This is a genomic window from Streptomyces sp. NPDC056835 (assembly GCF_042789485.1).
Lineage (GTDB): Bacteria > Actinomycetota > Actinomycetes > Streptomycetales > Streptomycetaceae > Streptomyces.
This window is the reverse complement of record NZ_JBHUBB010000019.1, coordinates 97,218-114,990: the sequence shown is the minus strand read 5'-3', so window position 1 is coordinate 114,990 and position 17,773 is coordinate 97,218. Positions and strand designations below refer to the sequence as shown.

Sequence of the window (17,773 nt, the reverse complement as noted above, 5' to 3'; positions counted from 1 at the left end):
CCGTCCGACGTCGCCGCCCTATTCGCCCGACTTCGCCGACGCCGCCGACGACTTCGCGGCCGTCTTCTTCGCCGTCGTCTTCTTCGCCGCCGTCTTGGCGGTCGTCGTCTTCGCGGCCGCCTTCTTCGCGGTCGTCGCCTTCTTGGCGGGGGCCTTCTTCGCCGGAGCCTTCTTCGCCGCCTTCTTCGCGGTCTTCTTGGCCGGCCCCTTCGCGCGCTTCTCCGCGAGCAGCTCGTAACCCCGCTCCGGGGTGATCGTCTCGACGCTGTCGTCGGTCCGCAGCGTCGCGTTCGTCTCGCCGTCCGTGACGTACGGGCCGAACCGCCCGTCCTTCACCACGACCGGCCGCTCACTCACCGGGTCCGTACCCAGCTCCTTCAGCGGCGGCTTGGCCGCGGCCCGGCCCCGCTGCTTGGGCTGGGCGTAGATCGCCAGCGCCTCTTCCAGCGTGATGTTGAAGAGCTGATCCTCGTTCTCCAGCGAGCGCGAGTCCGTGCCCTTCTTCAGATACGGGCCGTACCTGCCGTTCTGCGCGGTGATCTCGACACCCTCGGCGTCCGTGCCGACCACCCGCGGCAGCGACATCAGCTTGAGGGCGTCGGCCAGCGTGACCGTGTCCAGGGACATGGACTTGAAGAGCGAGGCGGTACGTGGCTTGACCGCGTTCTTGCCGGTCTTCGGGGTGCCGTCCGGCAGGATCTCGGTGACGTACGGCCCGTAACGGCCGTCCTTGGCCACGATCTGATTGCCGGTCTCCGGGTCCGCGCCCAGCTCGAAGTCGCCGCTGGGCTTGGCCAGCAGCTCCTCGGCGTACTCGACCGTCAGCTCGTCGGGCGCAAGGTCCTCCGGCACATCGGCGCGCTGGTGGCCCTCCTCGTCCTTCTCGCCACGCTCGACATACGGGCCGTACCGCCCGACGCGCAGCATGATCCCGTCGCCGACGGGGAACGAGGAGATCTCCCGGGCGTCGATCGCGCCGAGGTCCGTGACCAGTTCCTTGAGGCCGCCGAGGTGGTCGCCGTCGCCGTTCCCGGCGCCCGACGCGACCCCCGCGTTGTGGTCGTCGCCCTCGCCGAAGTAGAAGCGCCGCAGCCACGGCACGGCCTGGGCCTCGCCCTGCGCGATGCGGTCGAGGTCGTCCTCCATCTTGGCCGTGAAGTCGTAGTCGACCAGTCGGCCGAAGTGCGTCTCCAGCAGGTTGACCACGGCGAAGGAGAGGAAGGACGGGACGAGCGCCGTGCCCTTCTTGAACACATAGCCTCGGTCGAGGATCGTGCCGATGATCGAGGCGTAGGTCGACGGACGGCCGATCTCCCGCTCTTCCAACTCCTTGACCAGCGAGGCTTCGGTGTACCTGGCCGGCGGCTTCGTCGCGTGGCCGTCGACCGAAAGCTCCTCGGCGGAGAGCGCGTCGCCCTCCGCGACCTGCGGCAGCCGGCGCTCGCGGTCGTCCAGCTCCGCGTTCGGGTCGTCCGCGCCCTCGACGTACGCCTTCATGAAGCCGTGGAACGTGATCGTCTTGCCGGAGGCGGAGAATTCCGCGTCCCGGCCGTCGCTCGACCTGCCACCGATCTTGACGGTGACGCTGTTGCCGACCGCGTCCTTCATCTGGGAGGCGACGGTCCGCTTCCAGATCAGCTCGTAGAGCTTGAACTGGTCGCCGGTCAGTCCGGTCTCGGCGGGGGTACGGAACCGGTCGCCCGAGGGGCGGATCGCCTCGTGCGCCTCCTGCGCGTTCTTGACCTTGCCCGCGTACGTACGCGGCCTGTCCGGCAGATAGCTCGCCCCGTACAACTGCGTGACCTGTGCGCGGGCCGCCGAGACGGCGGTGTCCGAGAGGGTCGTCGAGTCCGTACGCATATAGGTGATGAAGCCGTTCTCGTACAGCTTCTGCGCCACCTGCATCGTGGACTTCGCCCCGAAGCCCAGCTTGCGCGAGGCCTCCTGCTGAAGGGTCGTCGTACGGAAGGGGGCGTACGGGGAGCGGCGGTACGGCTTGGACTCGACCGAGCGTACGGAGAAGGAGGCGTTCGCCAGGGCGGCGGCGAGCGCCCGCGCGTTGGCCTCGTCCAGATGCAGCACCTGATCGGACTTGAGCCGGCCGTCCGGACCGAAGTCACGGCCCTGGGCGACACGCCGGCCGTCGACCGCGTTGAGCCGGGCGACCAGCGAGGACGGGTCGGAGGCGTCTCCGGCGCGGCCGGTGGAGAACGTGCCGGTCAGGTCCCAGTACTCGGCGGAGCGGAAGGCGATGCGCTCGCGTTCGCGCTCGACGACGAGGCGGGTGGCGACGGACTGGACGCGGCCCGCCGAGAGGCCGCGCATGACCTTCTTCCACAGGACCGGCGAGACCTCGTAGCCGTAGAGCCGGTCGAGGATGCGGCGGGTCTCCTGGGCGTCGACCATGCGTGTGTTCAACTCACGCGGATTGGCGACGGCGGCCCGGATCGCGTCCTTGGTGATCTCGTGGAAGACCATCCGGTGGACCGGGACCTTGGGCTTGAGGACTTCCTGGAGGTGCCACGCGATGGCCTCGCCCTCGCGGTCCTCATCGGTGGCGAGGTAGAGCTCGTCGGATTCGGCCAGCAGCTCCTTGAGCTTTCTGACCTGGGCCTTCTTATCGGCGTTGACGACGTAGATCGGCTGGAAGTCATGCTCGACGTCCACGCCGAGGCGGCGCACCTCGCCGGTGTACTTCTCGGGCACCTCGGCGGCGCCGTTCGGGAGGTCGCGGATGTGCCCGACGCTCGCCTCGACGACATAGCCAGGGCCGAGGTAGCCCTTGATCGTCTTCGCCTTGGCAGGCGACTCGACGATGACGAGTCGGCGGCCGCCGTGTGCGGTCTCGCTGGTCGGGGACAACTTCGCTCTTCTCTCCGGTCGACGCTCGGTGGGCCCGTACGGCAGTACGGCAGTACGCCTTGGCGGGGCCCGGTACGGCCCAGCGGTGACGCTGCTTCGCTGCGGAGTGTGACGGTACAACCCGCCCCCGTGTCAAACGGCGAAAGCCCGCAACGGCCACTCGAACGGTAACCCGACTCCAGTCATTCCTGCCGCCCGGACCCCCGGGCTCGTCGCGCCGGAAAGCGGAGGCAGTGATTCCGCCGGGGTACGGGGCGACGGTTCCGGATCAAGGTCCCCCGGCACGTCCTGTGCAGGTCCGACGGCATGCGGGACACGCGCACGGGCCCGGATCGATCACGGCCGGAGGTTGCGGTCCGGCTTCCCCGAACCTGGCTCGGATACGTCGGAAGCCCTCAGATACGGCCGAAGCACCACACGCCGAGAGCGAGAAAGACCACGCCCGAGAGTGTCGCGAGAGTGATGGACGCCGCAGGCCGCACGCCATGGGCCACCGGCGCGCGGTGCAGAACGCGCGCCCCCGTCCACAGCAGCAGCGCGGCGCTGAACAGCGTGAACGCCGTCCCCGCGAAGATCGCCGGCCCACTCTCCATGTCCGTACCCCGCTCGTTCCGTGGGCACCCGCTCCAGGGCGCCGAGGTCTCCGGGGGCCGAGGCTGGCACCTCGGGACATCACCTGCGCGAATTCCGGGTGAACGCCGCGCACGCTTTCACCCGCACGCCGAGCCCGAGGGCCCGGCCGGCCGGTAGGCAGCCAAGGGGCAGACGCTCCCCCTCGCGGGCCGAGTGTCAGCGCACGCCACCACAGCGCACACCACCGCAGCGCACACCATCACGGCGCACGTCACCGTGCCGCGGGCGCCGGTTCCAGGAATCCCTCCTCCACCAGCAGCCGGATCGCCCGCGGGGTGCGGTCCCGGAGCAGCACCGGGTCCTCCCCCATCAACTGGCCGATCGCGTCCAGGATCCGGCCTGCGCTCAGGGTCCCGTCACAGACCCCCGCGAAACCGGCCCCGACCGCGTCGACCTTCGTCGCCCGGCGCATACCGCGGTGCTGACGGAGCACCACATGCTCCGGGTCCTCGGCGCCCGGCAGCCCCACCTGCTCCTGGACCACCTCCGACGCGAGTACGAAACGGCCCGCGAGGAGCGCCGCGTCGTCGTGCGTCCGCAGATAGTCCTGGCGCTCGAAGTGGGCCCGTACGGTCTCGCCGAGCGGCTGCTCCACCGGATGCGGCCACTCCTCCACGACGATCGACGGCTCGTCGGCCCCCGTCTTCCTGAGCGTGATCCAGCCGAAGCCGACGGCCTTGGTCTTACGGGCCTCGAACTCGTCCAGCCACGCTTCGTACCGCGCGGTGTACTCCTCCGGGTCGGTCCTGTGGTCACCGCTGTCGCGCAGCCAGAGCTCGGCGTACTGCGTCACGTCCTGGACCTCGCGCTGCACGATCCAGGCGTCACAGCCGCGCGGCACCCACGAGCGCAGCCGCTGCTGCCACTCCTCCCCCTCCACGTGCTGCCAGTTGGCGAGGAAGTGCGCGAATCCGCCGTCGTTCAGCCGCTCCCCCGCCTGCTGGACGAGCGTGCGGCACAGATCGTCCCCGCCCATCCCGCCGTCGCGGTAGGTGAGCCTGGCTCCGGGAGAGATCACGAACGGCGGGTTCGAGACAATCAGTTCGTACGTCTCGTCCGCGACCGGCTCGAAGAGCGAGCCCTCGCGCAGCTCGGCGGCGGGGGCGCCGGAGAGGGCGAGGGTCAGCCGGGTGAAGCCGAGCGCCCGCGGGTTGAGATCGGTGGCCGTGACGCGGGTGGCGTGCTGGGCGGCGTGCAGCGCCTGGATACCGGAGCCGGTGCCGAGATCGAGCGCGCTCCCGACCGGTGTACGTACGGTGATCCCGGCCAGGGTCGTCGAGGCGCCGCCGACGCCGAGCACCACCCCCTCGTCATGGCCGCCCGCGCCCGAGGCACCGCCGACCGCGCAGCCCAGGTCGGAGACGATGAACCAGTCCTGTCCGTCGGGCCCGCTGTACGGCCGTACGTCCACCGTCGCGTGGACGTCGTCCCCGTCCCGGACGACCCAGCCGTCGGCCAGCGCCTCGTCGAGCGGCAGCGCGGACGCCGCGCGCTCCGCCGGGACCGGCCGCTGGAGCAGGAAGAGCCGTACGAGCGTTTCGAGCGGGGTGTCGCCGGGGGTGGCGCGCAGCGCGGGCACGGTCTCGCTGCGGGCCAGCGCGGCGTAGGCGGGCGCGCCGAGCAGATCGAGCAGGCCGTCGGCGGTGAAGTCGGCGGCGAGCAGGGCCGCACGGAGTCGGGGCGAGTGGTCGGGCGCGGGAAGGCTGGTCGTACTCACCCACTCATTGTGGCGGCTGCCACTGACAACGGCCCGCGGCCCGGTCCCCCTGAACGGGGGGACCGGGCCGCGGGCCGCGCGCGACCGTGCTCCGGAGCGGCCGAAAGCGCCTGAGGGCGTCCGGGAACGGATGCCGTGGGGTTACGACCCGGCCGCCGGGGAGCCGGACCCGCCGGCCGTCGCCGGGGGCTTCTGGCAGCCGGCCTGCTTGGCCATCGCACTGCCGACGTCGCCGGACTGGAGCTTCTGGAGCGCCTGGTCACCGTTCTTGCCGAGCTTGTCCAGCTCGTCCGCGACGCCCTTGAGGCCGTCGGCGAAGTCCGCCTGGTCCTTGATGTCGAGCGCGTCGACCTTCGTCTTGAGACCCGCGTACGCCGTCGAAGTGGCGTTGAGTTCCTTGACGGCCTCCGTCTGGGTCTTCTCGCCGTCCGTGACCGGCGGGGCGCCTCCGCCGTCCACGGCGGAGCCCAGCGCCTTGTAGGCGTCGGAGATGGACTGGAAGGCGGCCGAGTCGGCCTTCTGGACATCAGCGGGCTTGCTGCTGTCGGAGGTCGCCTGCTGGATGGAGGTGTTGGCGTCCGCGATCTTCGTCAGTTGAGGCTGAACCTGGTCACAGACCTTTTTGGCCCAGTCGTTCACCTTTTTGTCGCTGTCATCACCACTACAGCCGGACAGCGCCATGAGCAGCACCGCACCGCCGGACAGCGCGGCCACAAGCTTCTTGTTCACCGGATGGGTCCCTTCCAAGGCTCTCGGCCCCGGAACATACACGCCAAGTGGGCGACAACCGCACGCCGAACGTCTGGTTCATGCCCTATTGCAGCCATTTGCACCAAGGGAGAGACACCTCACGCCGGGCGTGCGCCGTCCATGGCAGGCGCGAGCGGGCGGGTGGCACGCGTCACTCCGCGCCACCCGCCCGCTCCCGATCCGGACACGTCAGTGATCAGCCGAGCCGGTGCTCACCGGACGTTCCCCGACCATCGCTCACTCATTGCTCACTCATGGCGCTCACTCATCGCTCACCGGGCGTTCGCCGGCCGTCATGAGGCCGCCACCGGGTCGGGCGACTTCTCGCTCCCGCCTCCGGAACCGCCCCCGCCGCCCTCGCCTCCGCCGTCCACCGTGACCGAGCGCCGTTTGGAGACATAGACCGCGCCGATGATGACGACGAGAGCGAGCACCGCCACCAGCGCGCGGACGCCGGCGCTGGCGTCCGCTCCGTAACTGAACTGCACGACCGCCGGGGCGATGAGCAGCGCCACCAGGTTCATCACCTTCAGCAGCGGGTTGATGGCGGGACCCGCCGTGTCCTTGAACGGGTCTCCCACCGTGTCCCCGATGACCGTCGCGGCATGGGCCTCGCTGCCCTTGCCGCCGTGATGACCGTCCTCGACGAGCTTCTTGGCGTTGTCCCAGGCACCTCCGGAGTTGGCGAGGAAGACGGCCATCAGCGTGCCCGTACCGATCGCGCCGGCCAGGAACGAGCCGAGCGCGCCCACCCCGAGCGAGAAACCGACGGCGATGGGGGTGAGGACGGCGAGCAGTCCCGGGGTGGCCAGCTCGCGCAGCGCGTCCTTGGTGCAGATGTCGACCACCCGCCCGTACTCCGGTTTCTCGGTGTAATCCATGATCCCGGGGTGCTCGCGGAACTGCCGGCGCACCTCGTAGACCACCGAACCGGCCGACCGCGAGACCGCGTTGATCGCCAGCCCCGAGAAGAGGAAAACGACCGCCGCGCCGAGGATCAGCCCGACCAGGTTGTTGGGCTGGGAGATGTCCAGACTGAGCGTCAGCTCGCCCGCCCTGGCCCCCACTTCCGCGACGGCCGTGGCGATGGCGTCCCGGTAGGAGCCGAAGAGCGCCGACGCGGCGAGTACGGCCGTGGCGATGGCGATGCCCTTCGTGATGGCCTTCGTGGTGTTCCCCACGGCGTCGAGGTCGGTGAGCACCTGCGCGCCCGCGCCCTCGACGTCGCCGGACATCTCGGCGATGCCCTGGGCGTTGTCGGAGACCGGTCCGAAGGTGTCCATGGCGACGATGACGCCGACGGTGGTGAGCAGACCGGTGCCCGCCAAGGCCACCGCGAAGAGGGCGAGCATGATCGACGTACCGCCGAGCAGGAACGCCCCGTAGACCGCGAGGCCGATCAGCAGCGCCGTGTAGACCGCGGACTCCAGCCCGATGGCCACGCCCGCGAGGACGACGGTGGCCGGGCCCGTCAGGGCGGACTTGCCGATGTCCCTGACCGGGCGCCGGCCGGTCTCGGTGAAGTAGCCGGTGAGCTGCTGGATCAGGGCAGCCAGCACGATGCCGATGGCGACCGCGAGCAGCGCGAGCACCCTCGGATCACCGCTGTGCGTCAGGATCGCCTGGTCGGTGACCCCGTCCAGCTCCGCGTACGAGGACGGCAGATAGACGAAGGACGCCACGGCCACCAGCGCGAGTGAGATCACCGCGGAGATGAAGAAGCCGCGGTTGATGGCGCTCATCCCGCTGCGGTCGACGCGGCGCGGGGCGACGGCGAAGATGCCGATCATCGCCGTGATCACCCCGATCGCGGGGACGATCAGCGGGAAGGCGAGCCCGAAGTCCCCGAACGCCGCCTTGCCGAGGATCAGCGCGGCCACGAGCGTCACCGCGTACGACTCGAACAGGTCGGCTGCCATACCCGCGCAGTCGCCGACGTTGTCGCCCACGTTGTCCGCGATGGTCGCCGCGTTGCGCGGATCGTCCTCGGGAATGCCCTGCTCCACTTTGCCGACCAGGTCGGCGCCGACGTCGGCCGCCTTGGTGAAGATGCCGCCGCCGACTCGCATGAACATGGCGATCAGCGCGGCACCGAGGCCGAAGCCCTCCAGCACCTTGGGGGCGTCGGCGGCATAGACCAGGACCACACAGGAGGCGCCGAGCAGACCGAGGCCCACCGTGAACATGCCGACCACGCCACCCGTACGGAATGCGATCTTCATGGCTTTGTGCGAAACGGCCGTGAGATCTTTCTCCGGCTCGCCTTCCGCCGGTGTCGCCTCACGCGCGGCCGCCGCCACGCGCACATTGCTGCGTACGGCGAGACGCATGCCGATGTAACCGGTGGCCGCCGAGAAAAGCGCACCTACCAGGAAGAACAGCGAACGTCCCGCGCGTTGTGACCAGTTGTCGGCCGGCAACAACATCAACAGGAAGAACACCACGACGGCGAATACGCCGAGGGTGCGCAACTGCCGCGCCAGATAGGCATTCGCGCCTTCCTGCACGGCGGCCGCGATCTCCTTCATCGAATCGGTGCCCTCGCCGGCCGCCAGTACCTGGCGCACCAGCAGCTGTGCCACGAACAGCGCCGCCAGCGCGACGACCGCGATGACGATCACGATGACGCGGTTGTCGTCCGTGAGTATCGCGGCAGCGAGAGAAGTGGAGTGCTCGGACAGTTGTGGATGGAAGTGCCCCGCCATTCGTCCTCCTTGACGCTCAGCGTTCAAGATGGACGGATTGTAGGGAGCGGAACCTGATCAAAACAGAGCACGCCACATGCAATTGACCTTGACTTATCGAATGACCTTGGAATGGGTAATGGGATAAGCGCGTTAATAGGTGATCGATAATCCGATGGAAAAGAGAAAGGCCCTGCTCAGCAGGGCCTTCCTGGAGAATGGATCACCGGCTCCCCGTCCGGCTGCCCGAAAGGGCCGGGGTAACGCCGTCAGGGCAGCGCGACGGCCGAGGCCGTCGGCCAGCTCATCCGGATGACGCCACCGTCGTCGCCCGAGGTGACTTCCACATCGTCGACGAGCCCGCTGATGACCGCGAGGCCCATCTCGTCCTCGCCCTCGGCATCGCTCTCGTGGGAATCGCCCGGCGCCACGCCGTCGCGGGCTTCCCCGGCGCCGGCACCGCCCGCGGCCGTGACCCCGTCGCCGACCTCGATGGAGAAGGCTTTCTCCTCCTCGTTCAGCACGACTCTCACCGGGGCGGTGATGCCATGGCTGCGGTGCAGCCCGACCGCCCGGCTGCACGCTTCACCGACCGCGAGTCTGACCTCGTCCAACACAGCCTCATCGACGCCTGCCCGACGAGCCACGGCGGCCGCCACCAGACGGGCCGTTCTGACATGTTCGGGCTGGGCGCTGAAGCGGAGTTCAACGGTGGCCATGCGATCCCCCTCGAACGTACGAGCGTGGAAACTCATGGGCGCGGGCGCCGGGCATCACGCCCGGTGCCTCTGCCCTCTCCTCCGGAAGACTCGGCCGACCTCAGTCGGTGGCCGCCACGGCCTCGTCGACCGTGGTGTGGATCGGGAACACCTTGGTGAGGCCGGTGATCCGGAAGATCTTGAGAATGCGCTCCTGGTTGCAGACCAGGCGCAGCGAGCCCTCATGGGCACGCACACGCTTCAGGCCACCCACGAGCACGCCGAGCCCGGTCGAGTCCAGGAAGTCCACGCCCTCCATGTCGACAACCAGGTGGTAGCTGCCGTCGTTCACCAACTCGACCAACTGCTCGCGCAGCTTGGGCGCGGTATACACATCAATCTCGCCACCGACCTCGACGACCGTACGGTCGCCACCAGGGCCGGACACATTGCGAGTCGACAGGGACAGGTCCACGGATCCTCCAGCACCTTGCTATCGAGCGGTCGCCCCTCGGGTCTCCCCGACGGAGCCAGGGGACGTATCGCCAGCCGCGATGGCATTCAATCACTTACCAGCAGTCATGCACGACGCCTTGAGACCATTGTCCGTCACGCCAGTGACACACTCGATGCCGATGGCCAGGAATCACCGCCCCAGTGGACCCCCCGAGAGCGGGGGCAACCGCCCCTCCCCCCGTACGGTCCTCGACCGGCTCGCCACAGGGGCGGGCCGTGCTGCGCGCATCACCCATACGGAGCACCTGCCCCCGCGTGCGGGGCGTCATGCCGTCTGGCCCGACCGCATCCGCGCGGAAGTGATCAACGCCATTCAGCGGGCCGGTATCGACCACCCGTGGGCCCACCAGGCCGCCGCCGCCGAGCACGCGCTGGACGGCGAGTCCGTCGTGATCGCCACCGGCACCGCCTCCGGCAAGTCCCTCGCCTATCTCGCCCCCGTCCTGACCACCCTCCTCGACGGCGCCGAGGCGCCCAACGGCCGAGGAACGACGGCGCTCTATCTCGCCCCGACGAAGGCTCTCGCCGCCGACCAGCGCCGCGCCGTCAAGGAGCTGGCCGCCCCGCTCGGCAACCGCGTGCGCCCCGCCGTCTACGACGGTGACACCCCCGTCGAGGAACGGGAGTGGGTGCGGCAGTACGCGAACTACGTGCTGACCAATCCGGACATGCTGCATCGGGGGATATTGCCGTCCCACCCCCGCTGGGCCTCCTTCCTGCGCGCCCTGCGCTTTGTCGTCATCGACGAGTGCCACACCTATCGCGGCGTCTTCGGCTCCCATGTGGCGCAGGTACTGCGCCGACTCCGCCGCGTATGCGCGCGTTACGGAGCGAATCCGGTCTTCCTGCTCGCCTCGGCGACCGCCGCGGAACCGGCGCGGGCCGCCGGCCGGCTCACCGGTCTGCCCGTCCACGAGGTCGCCGACGACGCCTCACCGCGCGGCGAGCTGGTCTTCGCGCTCTGGGAGCCGCCGCTCACCGATCTGCACGGCGAGAAGGGCGCCCCCGTCCGCCGTACCGCCACCGCCGAGACCGCCGACCTCCTCACCGACCTGACCGTCCAGGGCGTCCGTACGGTCGCCTTCGTGCGCTCCCGGCGCGGCGCCGAACTCATCTCCGTCATCGCCCAGGAACGGCTGGCCGAGGTGGACCGTTCGCTGGCCCGCCGGGTCGCCGCCTATCGCGGCGGCTACCTCCCCGAGGAACGCCGCGCCCTGGAGAACGCCCTGCACTCCGGCGAACTGCTCGGCCTCGCCGCCACCACCGCCCTGGAGCTGGGCATCGACGTGTCGGGCCTGGACGCCGTCGTCATCGCCGGCTATCCGGGCACCCGCGCCTCCCTGTGGCAGCAGGCGGGCCGGGCCGGACGCTCCGGGCAGGGGGCGCTGGCCGTCCTGGTCGCCCGGGACGATCCGCTGGACACCTTCCTCGTCCACCACCCCGAGGCGCTGTTCCAGCAGCCCGTCGAGTCCACCGTCCTCGACCCCGACAACCCGTATGTCCTCGCCCCCCATCTGTGCGCGGCGGCCGCGGAACTCCCGCTCACCGAAGCCGATCTGACGCTCTTCGGACCCGCCGTACCCGACCTGCTCCCGCAGTTGGAGAGCGCGGGGCTGCTGCGGCGCCGCAACTCCGGCTGGTACTGGACCCGCCGCGAGCGGGCCGCCGACCTCGCCGACATCCGGGGCGAGGGCGGCAGTCCCGTCCAGATCGTCGAGGCGGGGACGGGAAGGCTGCTGGGTACGGTCGACGAGGCCGCCTCCCACACCGCCGTCCACGACGGCGCCGTCCACCTCCACCAGGGCCGTACGTACCTGGTGAAGCGGCTCGACCTGGCGGACTCGGTCGCCCTGGTCGAGGAGGCGAACCCGCCGTACTCCACCACCGCCCGCGACACCACCGCCATCTCCGTACTCGAAACGGACACGGAGATCCCGTGGGGCGAGGGGCGCCTCTGCTACGGCTCCGTCGAAGTCACCAATCAGGTCGTCTCCTTTCTGCGCCGCCGGCTCATCACCGGCGAGGTGCTGGGCGAGAGCAAACTCGATCTGCCGCCGCGGACACTCCGTACCCGGGCCGTGTGGTGGACGGTCACCGAGGACCAGCTCGACCGGGCCCGGGTCAATCCGGAGCAGCTGGGCGGCGCGCTGCACGCCGCCGAACACGCCTCGATCGGGATGCTGCCGCTCTTCGCGACCTGTGACCGCTGGGACATCGGCGGGGTGTCCGTGCCCCTCCACCCGGACACGCTGCTGCCTACGGTCTTCGTCTACGACGGCCATCCCGGCGGCGCGGGCTTCGCGGAGCGGGCCTTCCGGACGGCCCGTGAGTGGCTCACGGCCACCCGCGAGGCGATCGCCTCCTGCGAGTGCGACGCCGGCTGTCCGTCCTGCATCCAGTCCCCGAAGTGCGGCAACGGCAACGACCCCCTGCACAAACGAGGAGCCGTACGGCTCCTGACCGAGTTGCTCAGCGCCGCCCCTGACGCACGGGCCGAGGCGGATGCGCAGACGGAAGCGCATGTGGATGTCGATGTCGATGTGGATGCGCCCACCGTGGCTTAGGGCGTGTCCGCGAGGCCTGACAGGGCGCCTGGCGGGGGTACGGGCAGCGGTGGGCCCGCCCGCGCCCTGACCGTCGGGGCGTACGGCCCGACGGCCACCCGCGCCGTCACGTCCGCGATCCCGCCGCTCACCACGCACCGCACCACCTCGGCTCCCTGTGCCGCCGCTACCTCGTCCGCCCGGCGGCAGGCGTCCGCCGAGCCGAGAAGCACGTGGTCCGCCGCGGCGAGGGCCGCCAGGTCGGCCGCCGCGCCCGCCCGGTGCCGGACGACGACCGCCTGCCCCATGGCGAGCACCAAGGCGAAGACGGCACACAGCGCGGTCGCCGCCACCGCGACCCACACCGTCGCCGACCCCCGCTCCCCGGCCCCGGCCCTGGCCCCGGCCTCGATCATGGCGCCGCCCCGGCCACGCGCGGGCCTCCAGAGCCGTCTCTCGCGGCCTGTACGGGGTCCAGGGCATCCACGGCGTCCTCCGCGGACGCGACGGCCTCAGCGGTGAGCGTGAGGGCCAGGGCACCCGGCCCGGGCGTCGGCGCCTCCACCCGCACCCGCCACAGATCGCCTGTACGGCCCAGAGCGACCCTGGCGCCCTCCGGGGCGGCCGAACGGGCAGCGGCCATCGCCGCGGCCCGTGGCTCGGCTCTGGCGGCCGCTCTCGCCCCCGCCCGCGCCGCGTCCACACACTGGATCTGTGCGGAGGCCGCCATCAGCGCCCAGACGAGGGCCAGGGCGAACACGGCCAGCGCAGGCACCGCCACCGCCGCCTCCGCCGTCACGAACCCCCGGTCGCCGCGACGGACCGGGGGACGGCCGCCGGCCGGGCGCACCCGAACCGTCTCAGAACTGCGCACTGAGAGCCCTCCCGATCAACGACTGCAAGGCACCCGCCACCGGCCCGCTCGTGACCACCTTGTAGAGCACCGCTGCGAGAGCGCAGGCGGCGATCGTCCCCACCGCGTACTCGGACGTCGTCATCCCGGCATCGGCCCGCGCCCCGCGCCGCCGTGCCCACCGGATTCGTCGAATCCTCATCCACATGTCATCTCCCCGTAGAAGCCGTAGAAGCCGTAGAAATTGGTCAGTTCGCAGAGAATTTGGTCAGTTGCCTTGCAGCAGTCCGCTCGCCAGACCGATGACGACCGGCGCCACCCCCACCGCCAGGAAGGCGGGGAGAAAGCACAGCCCCACCGGAGCCGTGATCAGCACCTGGGCCCGCTGTGCCCTGGCCACCGCGGCCCGGGCCCGCTCCGCTCTGAAGCCGTCGGCCAGCCGGGACACCGGCTCGGCGGCCGGCGCTCCGCTCGATCCCGCCCGTTCCAGACAGCGGGCCAGCCCCGCCGCGCCCGGTATCTCCCCGAACCGCCGCCACGCCTCGGCCGGTTCGCCACCGAGCCGCAGCTCCGCCGCCGTCCGTGCCAGCCGGTCACCGACAGGGCCGCCCAGCGACTCGCCGACCGCCTCCGCCGCGTCGAGCGGTCCCGCTCCGGCCGCGATACAGGCGGCCAGCAGATCGGCGGCGAGCGGAAGCTGACGGGCCGCCTCGTCGGTACCGGTACGGTCGTCCGGCTTTCTCGTACGCAGCCACCTGCGGACCCCGTACGCCCCGGCGAGCCCGAGCAGCCAGCCGGCCACCCCGCCGACCATGACCCAGCCAAAGATCACCGCGCCGGTCGGCGGACCCCAGCGCCGCGCCCACCGCGCCGCCCGGCGCCGTGGCCGCCGCCGTCGGTGCCCGACCGCCAGCAGGGCCACGAACCGCCGCCGCACCCGCCGCTCGCGCCGCCGGGCCGCCATCGCGAAGGCCAGAGAGCCGATCGCGGTATGCGCCAGGACGACCGCCCACAGCCTGTGGACGAACTCCCCCGTCATGGCGCCTCCCCGGTCCGTACGATCCGGGCGGCCCACCACAGGCCCGCGCCCTCCAACAGGCCGCCCACCACCAGACAGCCGAGCCCTGCCGGGGTGTGCAGCAGGACACGCAGCGGATCCGCGCCCAGGGCCCAGCCCAGCGTCAGGCCCACCACCGGGAGCAGCGCCAGCACGGCGACGGTCGCCCAGGCCCCCGCCAGCTGGGCCCGCAATCCTTCCCGTTGCTCTCTTTCCGCCCGTAGCGCCGCGTCCAGGCGGTCCAGCCCGGCGGCAAGCCCCGCCCCGCCGTCCACGGCCACCCGCCAGCACGCCGCGAGCCCCACGAGGCCGTCCGCTCCCGGCTCACGCGCCGCCTTCCGCAGCGCGTCGGGTACGTCACCGCCGAACCGCGCGGCCGCCAGCACGGCTCCCTCCGCGCTTCCCAGACCACCGGTCGATCCCGCGGCGGCCAGCAGGGCCTGGGTGGGCTGCGTACCGGCTCGCAGCTCGCCCGCTGCCGTGCCGCACAGCGCGACGATCCTGTCGGCCAGCCGCTCACGCGTCTTCCTCCGCTCCCTGGCGCTCAGCCACCGCCCCACCAGCGGCACCGCAAGCGCGCCCCCGAACAGCGGCAGCACCGACTCGCCCAGCAGTGCGAGCAGCACCGCGGGCGGCAGACAGAGCCACTTCCCGCGCAGCCGCCGCGCTCGCTCACGAGCCTTCGGCAGCCATCGCTCCCACGGCGGCGCCCCCGGCATCGCGGCGACAGGCACGCCAGGGGCCGCGAGCAGCCGTCTGGCCCGCCGCAGTCCCCGTTTCTGGCCGACGGCCAGCCGGACAGCTCCCCCGGCGCACAGCACCGCCGCGAAAGCGGTGAGAGACATCGTCAGAGCCGTCACGGCGCGCCTCCGATCAGGGCCAGCAACCGCGGCCAACCACGGTCGTCCACGAAGCCTCCGGCGGCCCAGCGCAACGCGGGCACCGGCACCACCAGCCCCGCGCTGTCCCGCTCCAGCACATGCACCTCGGCGATCCTCCGGCGCCCGTCGCGGTCCCGGACGAGATGGATCACAACCGACAGCGCGGCCGACAGCTGGCTGTGCAGCGCCGCCCGGTCGAGGCCCGCCGCCGTTCCCAGCGCCTCCAGACGCGCGGGGACGTCCGCCGCCGTATTCGCGTGTACGGTGCCGCAACCGCCCTCGTGTCCCGTGTTCAGGGCGGCGAGCAGTTCGGTGACCTCATGGCCTCGGACCTCACCGACGACCAGCCGGTCCGGCCGCATCCGCAACGCCTGTCTGACCAGGTCCCGCAGCGTCACCCGGCCCGCGCCCTCCTGGTTCGCCGGCCGCCCCTCCAGCCGCACCACATGCGGATGGTCGGGCCTCAACTCGGCGGAGTCCTCGGCCAGTACGATCCGCTCGCGCTCCCCGACCAGGCCGAGCAGGGTGGACAGGAGCGTGGTCTTTCCTGTGCCCGTGCCCCCACTGATCAGGAACGACAGCCGGGCCTCGATCAGCGCCCGCAACACCCGTTCCCCGCCCGGCGGTACCGTCCCCGCCGCCGTCAACTCCGCAAGCGAGAACGCCTTGGGCCGCACCACCCGCAGCGACAGACAGGTCGAGCCGACCGCCACCGGCGGCAGGACCGCGTGCATCCGTGTGCCGTCGGGCAGTCGCGCGTCCACCCAGGGTCTGGCGTCATCGAGCCGGCGCCCCGCCACGGCGGCGAGCCGCTGCGCCAGCCTCCGAACGGAGGCGGCGTCGGCGAACGACACGGCCGTCAGTTCAAGACCACCGCCCCTGTCCACCCACACCCGGTCGGGCGCGGAGACAAGCACGTCCGTCACCTCGGGGTCGCCGAGAAGCGGCTCCAGAGGGCCCGTCCCCACCAGCTCGCACCGCAACTCCGCCGCTGCCCCGAGCACTTCCGTATCGCCGAGCAACCGCCCCTGGGCCCGTAACGCCGCCGCCACCCGCGCCGGTGTGGGGTCCGCACCGCTCTCCGCGAGCCGCTGCCGTACGGCGTCCAGCAGCCCGGGCGCCGCCGCGCCGCCCCTCCCAGCCACCGAGCCGCCGCTCATGGCGTCACGCTCCCGTCCCCGGCCAGCGCCCGCTCCCAGAAAGCCGTACAGAACGCGGCCAGAGGTCCGCGCGCACGGGATCCCGGGGGCGCCCCGCCGTCCGGGGACTCCGACAGGCCCGGCTCCAGGGGCAGCTCGCCCACCAGAGGCAGCCGAAGCGCGTCGGCGATCCACTGCTCGTCCAGCCCGGCGGCGTACGGACCCCGGACCACCACCCGCAGATCCCTGAGGACCATGCCCGCCAGCGAGGCCACCCGGCCGGCCGCGGCGACGGCCCGCAGCTCGGCGGGCACTACCAACAGCCCCAGATCCAGCTGGGCCAGGGCCTCCGCCACGGCTTCGTCGACGCGCCGGGGAAGATCCACGACGACGACCCCACCGCGTCTGCGGGCCGCCGCGAGCACCGACCGCATGGCCTCCGGCTGAATCACCACCGAATCGCCGCGGTCCCAGCTGAGCACCCGCAGCTCGTGGAGCCGGGGCAGCGACTCCTCCAGCGCGCCACCCGCGACACGCCCCTTGGAAGCGGCGAAATCCGGCCACCTTCTGCCCTCCGCCTGCTCGCCGCCGAGCACCACGTCAAGGCCACCGCCGAGCGGATCGGCGTCGATGAGCATCGTGCGCCGACCGGCGCGCGCGGCGGTGACGGCCAGGGCGCACGCCAGCGTCGAAGCCCCGGCACCGCCCCGACCGCCGATCACACCGACGGTGAGCGCGGGCCGGCCGACGCCTTCGGCGGCGTCCGCGATCCGGTCCACGAGCCAGCTCTCGGCGTCCGGCAGCCGCAGCACGCAGTCCGCGCCGATCTCCACTGCGCGCCGCCAGACACCCGGGTCGTCCTGGTCCCGCCCGACGAGCATCACGTCCCGCCTGCGGGTCGCGCCACGGCAGCGTGCCGCCGCGTCATCGCCGACGAGAACCATCGGCGCGTCCTCCCAGCACCCCTTCCGTTCCGGCACCGAATGATGGACTTGCGGCTCGGCACCGGCCGCCGCGCAGAGCCTCAGCAGATCGTCGAGCAACTCCACATCCTCGGTCAGGATCAGCGGTCCCGCCCCGTTGCCCCCGCCGTTCCTTGAACGATCGGATGTCATGGATCCAGCCACGATCTCCGCCCCCTATCTCTTCTTCGATCCGGCTATCCGCGAGCGCTTCTCTCCGCGATCTCGCAGTGATCCGGTATCCGTGATTCCGGCTTCCGCGAACTTCGCGGCAGGAATCACCGTGCAGGGCAACAAGAAATCGTGTGGATCTTGCTTGAAAACTGTGGACAACTCACCAGTTGTGAATATCCCGGTAGCTCATACCAGTGACTTCCGGAGAGCAGTGCATTGGCTACACACGGTGACGGGCATGCTCGCGGAGACGCCGTCGCGCACAGAGCTTCAGGAAGGGGGACGAGTGGCCTCGAAGAGCCGA

General features: G+C 71.3%; 15 protein-coding genes. 1 reads left to right on the top strand and 14 read right to left on the bottom strand.

Features of this window, described 5'->3' with window-relative positions; translation table 11 throughout:
* Window positions 1-18: 18 nt before the first annotated feature.
* The 7 genes from topA to ACFRMN_RS22515 form a co-directional block, all read right to left on the bottom strand.
* Window positions 19-2,862, bottom strand: coding sequence for a type I DNA topoisomerase (topA, locus tag ACFRMN_RS22545; protein WP_383022262.1), 2,844 nt, complete (start codon window positions 2,860-2,862; stop codon window positions 19-21).
* A gap of 395 nt (window positions 2,863-3,257) precedes the next feature.
* On the bottom strand, window positions 3,258-3,455 hold the full coding sequence (locus ACFRMN_RS22540; RefSeq protein WP_382520991.1) for a hypothetical protein: 198 nt from the start codon (window positions 3,453-3,455) through the stop codon (window positions 3,258-3,260).
* Between the two features lie 251 nt (window positions 3,456-3,706).
* Window positions 3,707-5,212 carry a methyltransferase gene (locus ACFRMN_RS22535; protein ID WP_383022261.1) on the bottom strand — a complete coding sequence of 502 codons (1,506 nt, stop codon included), beginning with the start codon at window positions 5,210-5,212 and terminating at the stop codon, window positions 3,707-3,709.
* Window positions 5,213-5,353: 141 nt separating this feature from the next.
* The gene (locus ACFRMN_RS22530; RefSeq protein ID WP_383022259.1) at window positions 5,354-5,941 is read right to left on the bottom strand and encodes a small secreted protein; all 588 of its coding nucleotides are present in this window, start codon (window positions 5,939-5,941) and stop codon (window positions 5,354-5,356) included.
* Window positions 5,942-6,255: 314 nt separating this feature from the next.
* Entirely contained in the window at window positions 6,256-8,667 is a 2,412-nt protein-coding gene (locus tag ACFRMN_RS22525; protein ID WP_383022257.1) for a sodium-translocating pyrophosphatase, read from the bottom strand.
* A gap of 248 nt (window positions 8,668-8,915) precedes the next feature.
* Window positions 8,916-9,365, bottom strand: coding sequence for an ATP-binding protein (locus tag ACFRMN_RS22520; protein WP_383022256.1), 450 nt, complete (start codon window positions 9,363-9,365; stop codon window positions 8,916-8,918).
* Window positions 9,366-9,465: 100 nt separating this feature from the next.
* Window positions 9,466-9,819, bottom strand: coding sequence for an STAS domain-containing protein (locus ACFRMN_RS22515; protein WP_003967428.1), 354 nt, complete (start codon window positions 9,817-9,819; stop codon window positions 9,466-9,468).
* A 79-nt stretch (window positions 9,820-9,898) separates the two neighbouring features.
* On the opposite strand from ACFRMN_RS22515, the gene ACFRMN_RS22510 reads away from it, so the two are divergent.
* Complete coding sequence (locus ACFRMN_RS22510; RefSeq protein ID WP_383022255.1) at window positions 9,899-12,424, top strand: DEAD/DEAH box helicase; 2,526 nt, start codon at window positions 9,899-9,901, stop codon at window positions 12,422-12,424.
* Here ACFRMN_RS22510 and ACFRMN_RS22505 read toward each other — a convergent pair.
* The 7 genes from ACFRMN_RS22505 to ssd are packed head-to-tail and all read right to left on the bottom strand — an operon-like array spanning window position 12,421 to window position 17,448.
* Entirely contained in the window at window positions 12,421-12,819 is a 399-nt protein-coding gene (locus tag ACFRMN_RS22505; protein ID WP_383022253.1) for an Rv3654c family TadE-like protein, read from the bottom strand. The genes ACFRMN_RS22510 and ACFRMN_RS22505 overlap by 4 nt on opposite strands.
* On the bottom strand, window positions 12,816-13,277 hold the full coding sequence (locus tag ACFRMN_RS22500) for a TadE family type IV pilus minor pilin (protein ID WP_383022252.1): 462 nt from the start codon (window positions 13,275-13,277) through the stop codon (window positions 12,816-12,818). The genes ACFRMN_RS22505 and ACFRMN_RS22500 overlap by 4 nt, the downstream gene beginning before the upstream one ends.
* The gene (locus ACFRMN_RS22495; protein WP_383022250.1) at window positions 13,264-13,464 is read right to left on the bottom strand and encodes a DUF4244 domain-containing protein; all 201 of its coding nucleotides are present in this window, start codon (window positions 13,462-13,464) and stop codon (window positions 13,264-13,266) included. Before ACFRMN_RS22495 ends, ACFRMN_RS22500 begins: the two co-directional genes overlap by 14 nt.
* A gap of 60 nt (window positions 13,465-13,524) precedes the next feature.
* On the bottom strand, window positions 13,525-14,295 hold the full coding sequence (locus ACFRMN_RS22490; RefSeq protein WP_383022249.1) for a type II secretion system F family protein: 771 nt from the start codon (window positions 14,293-14,295) through the stop codon (window positions 13,525-13,527).
* On the bottom strand, window positions 14,292-15,158 hold the full coding sequence (locus tag ACFRMN_RS22485) for a type II secretion system F family protein (RefSeq protein WP_383022247.1): 867 nt from the start codon (window positions 15,156-15,158) through the stop codon (window positions 14,292-14,294). The genes ACFRMN_RS22490 and ACFRMN_RS22485 overlap by 4 nt, the downstream gene beginning before the upstream one ends.
* 11 nt (window positions 15,159-15,169) lie before the next feature.
* Window positions 15,170-16,354 carry a TadA family conjugal transfer-associated ATPase gene (locus ACFRMN_RS22480; protein WP_383022245.1) on the bottom strand — a complete coding sequence of 395 codons (1,185 nt, stop codon included), beginning with the start codon at window positions 16,352-16,354 and terminating at the stop codon, window positions 15,170-15,172.
* Window positions 16,351-17,448: a septum site-determining protein Ssd gene (gene ssd, locus ACFRMN_RS22475; protein WP_383022243.1), complete on the bottom strand. Its 1,098-nt coding sequence runs from the start codon at window positions 17,446-17,448 to the stop codon at window positions 16,351-16,353. The genes ACFRMN_RS22480 and ssd overlap by 4 nt, the downstream gene beginning before the upstream one ends.
* Window positions 17,449-17,773: the final 325 nt, after the last annotated feature.

Coding starts and splice junctions, on each gene's coding strand:
- ACFRMN_RS22540 (WP_382520991.1), bottom strand. CDS start 3,455: ATGGAGAGTGGGCCGGCGATCTTCGCGGGGACGGCGTTCACGCTGTTC.
- ACFRMN_RS22505 (WP_383022253.1), bottom strand. CDS start 12,819: ATGATCGAGGCCGGGGCCAGGGCCGGGGCCGGGGAGCGGGGGTCGGCG.
- ACFRMN_RS22485 (WP_383022247.1), bottom strand. CDS start 15,158: ATGTCTCTCACCGCTTTCGCGGCGGTGCTGTGCGCCGGGGGAGCTGTC.
- ACFRMN_RS22510 (WP_383022255.1), top strand. CDS start 9,899: ATGGCATTCAATCACTTACCAGCAGTCATGCACGACGCCTTGAGACCA.
- ACFRMN_RS22520 (WP_383022256.1), bottom strand. CDS start 9,365: ATGGCCACCGTTGAACTCCGCTTCAGCGCCCAGCCCGAACATGTCAGA.
- ACFRMN_RS22495 (WP_383022250.1), bottom strand. CDS start 13,464: ATGTGGATGAGGATTCGACGAATCCGGTGGGCACGGCGGCGCGGGGCG.
- ACFRMN_RS22480 (WP_383022245.1), bottom strand. CDS start 16,354: ATGAGCGGCGGCTCGGTGGCTGGGAGGGGCGGCGCGGCGGCGCCCGGG.
- ACFRMN_RS22525 (WP_383022257.1), bottom strand. CDS start 8,667: ATGGCGGGGCACTTCCATCCACAACTGTCCGAGCACTCCACTTCTCTC.
- ssd (WP_383022243.1), bottom strand. CDS start 17,448: ATGACATCCGATCGTTCAAGGAACGGCGGGGGCAACGGGGCGGGACCG.
- ACFRMN_RS22490 (WP_383022249.1), bottom strand. CDS start 14,295: ATGACGGGGGAGTTCGTCCACAGGCTGTGGGCGGTCGTCCTGGCGCAT.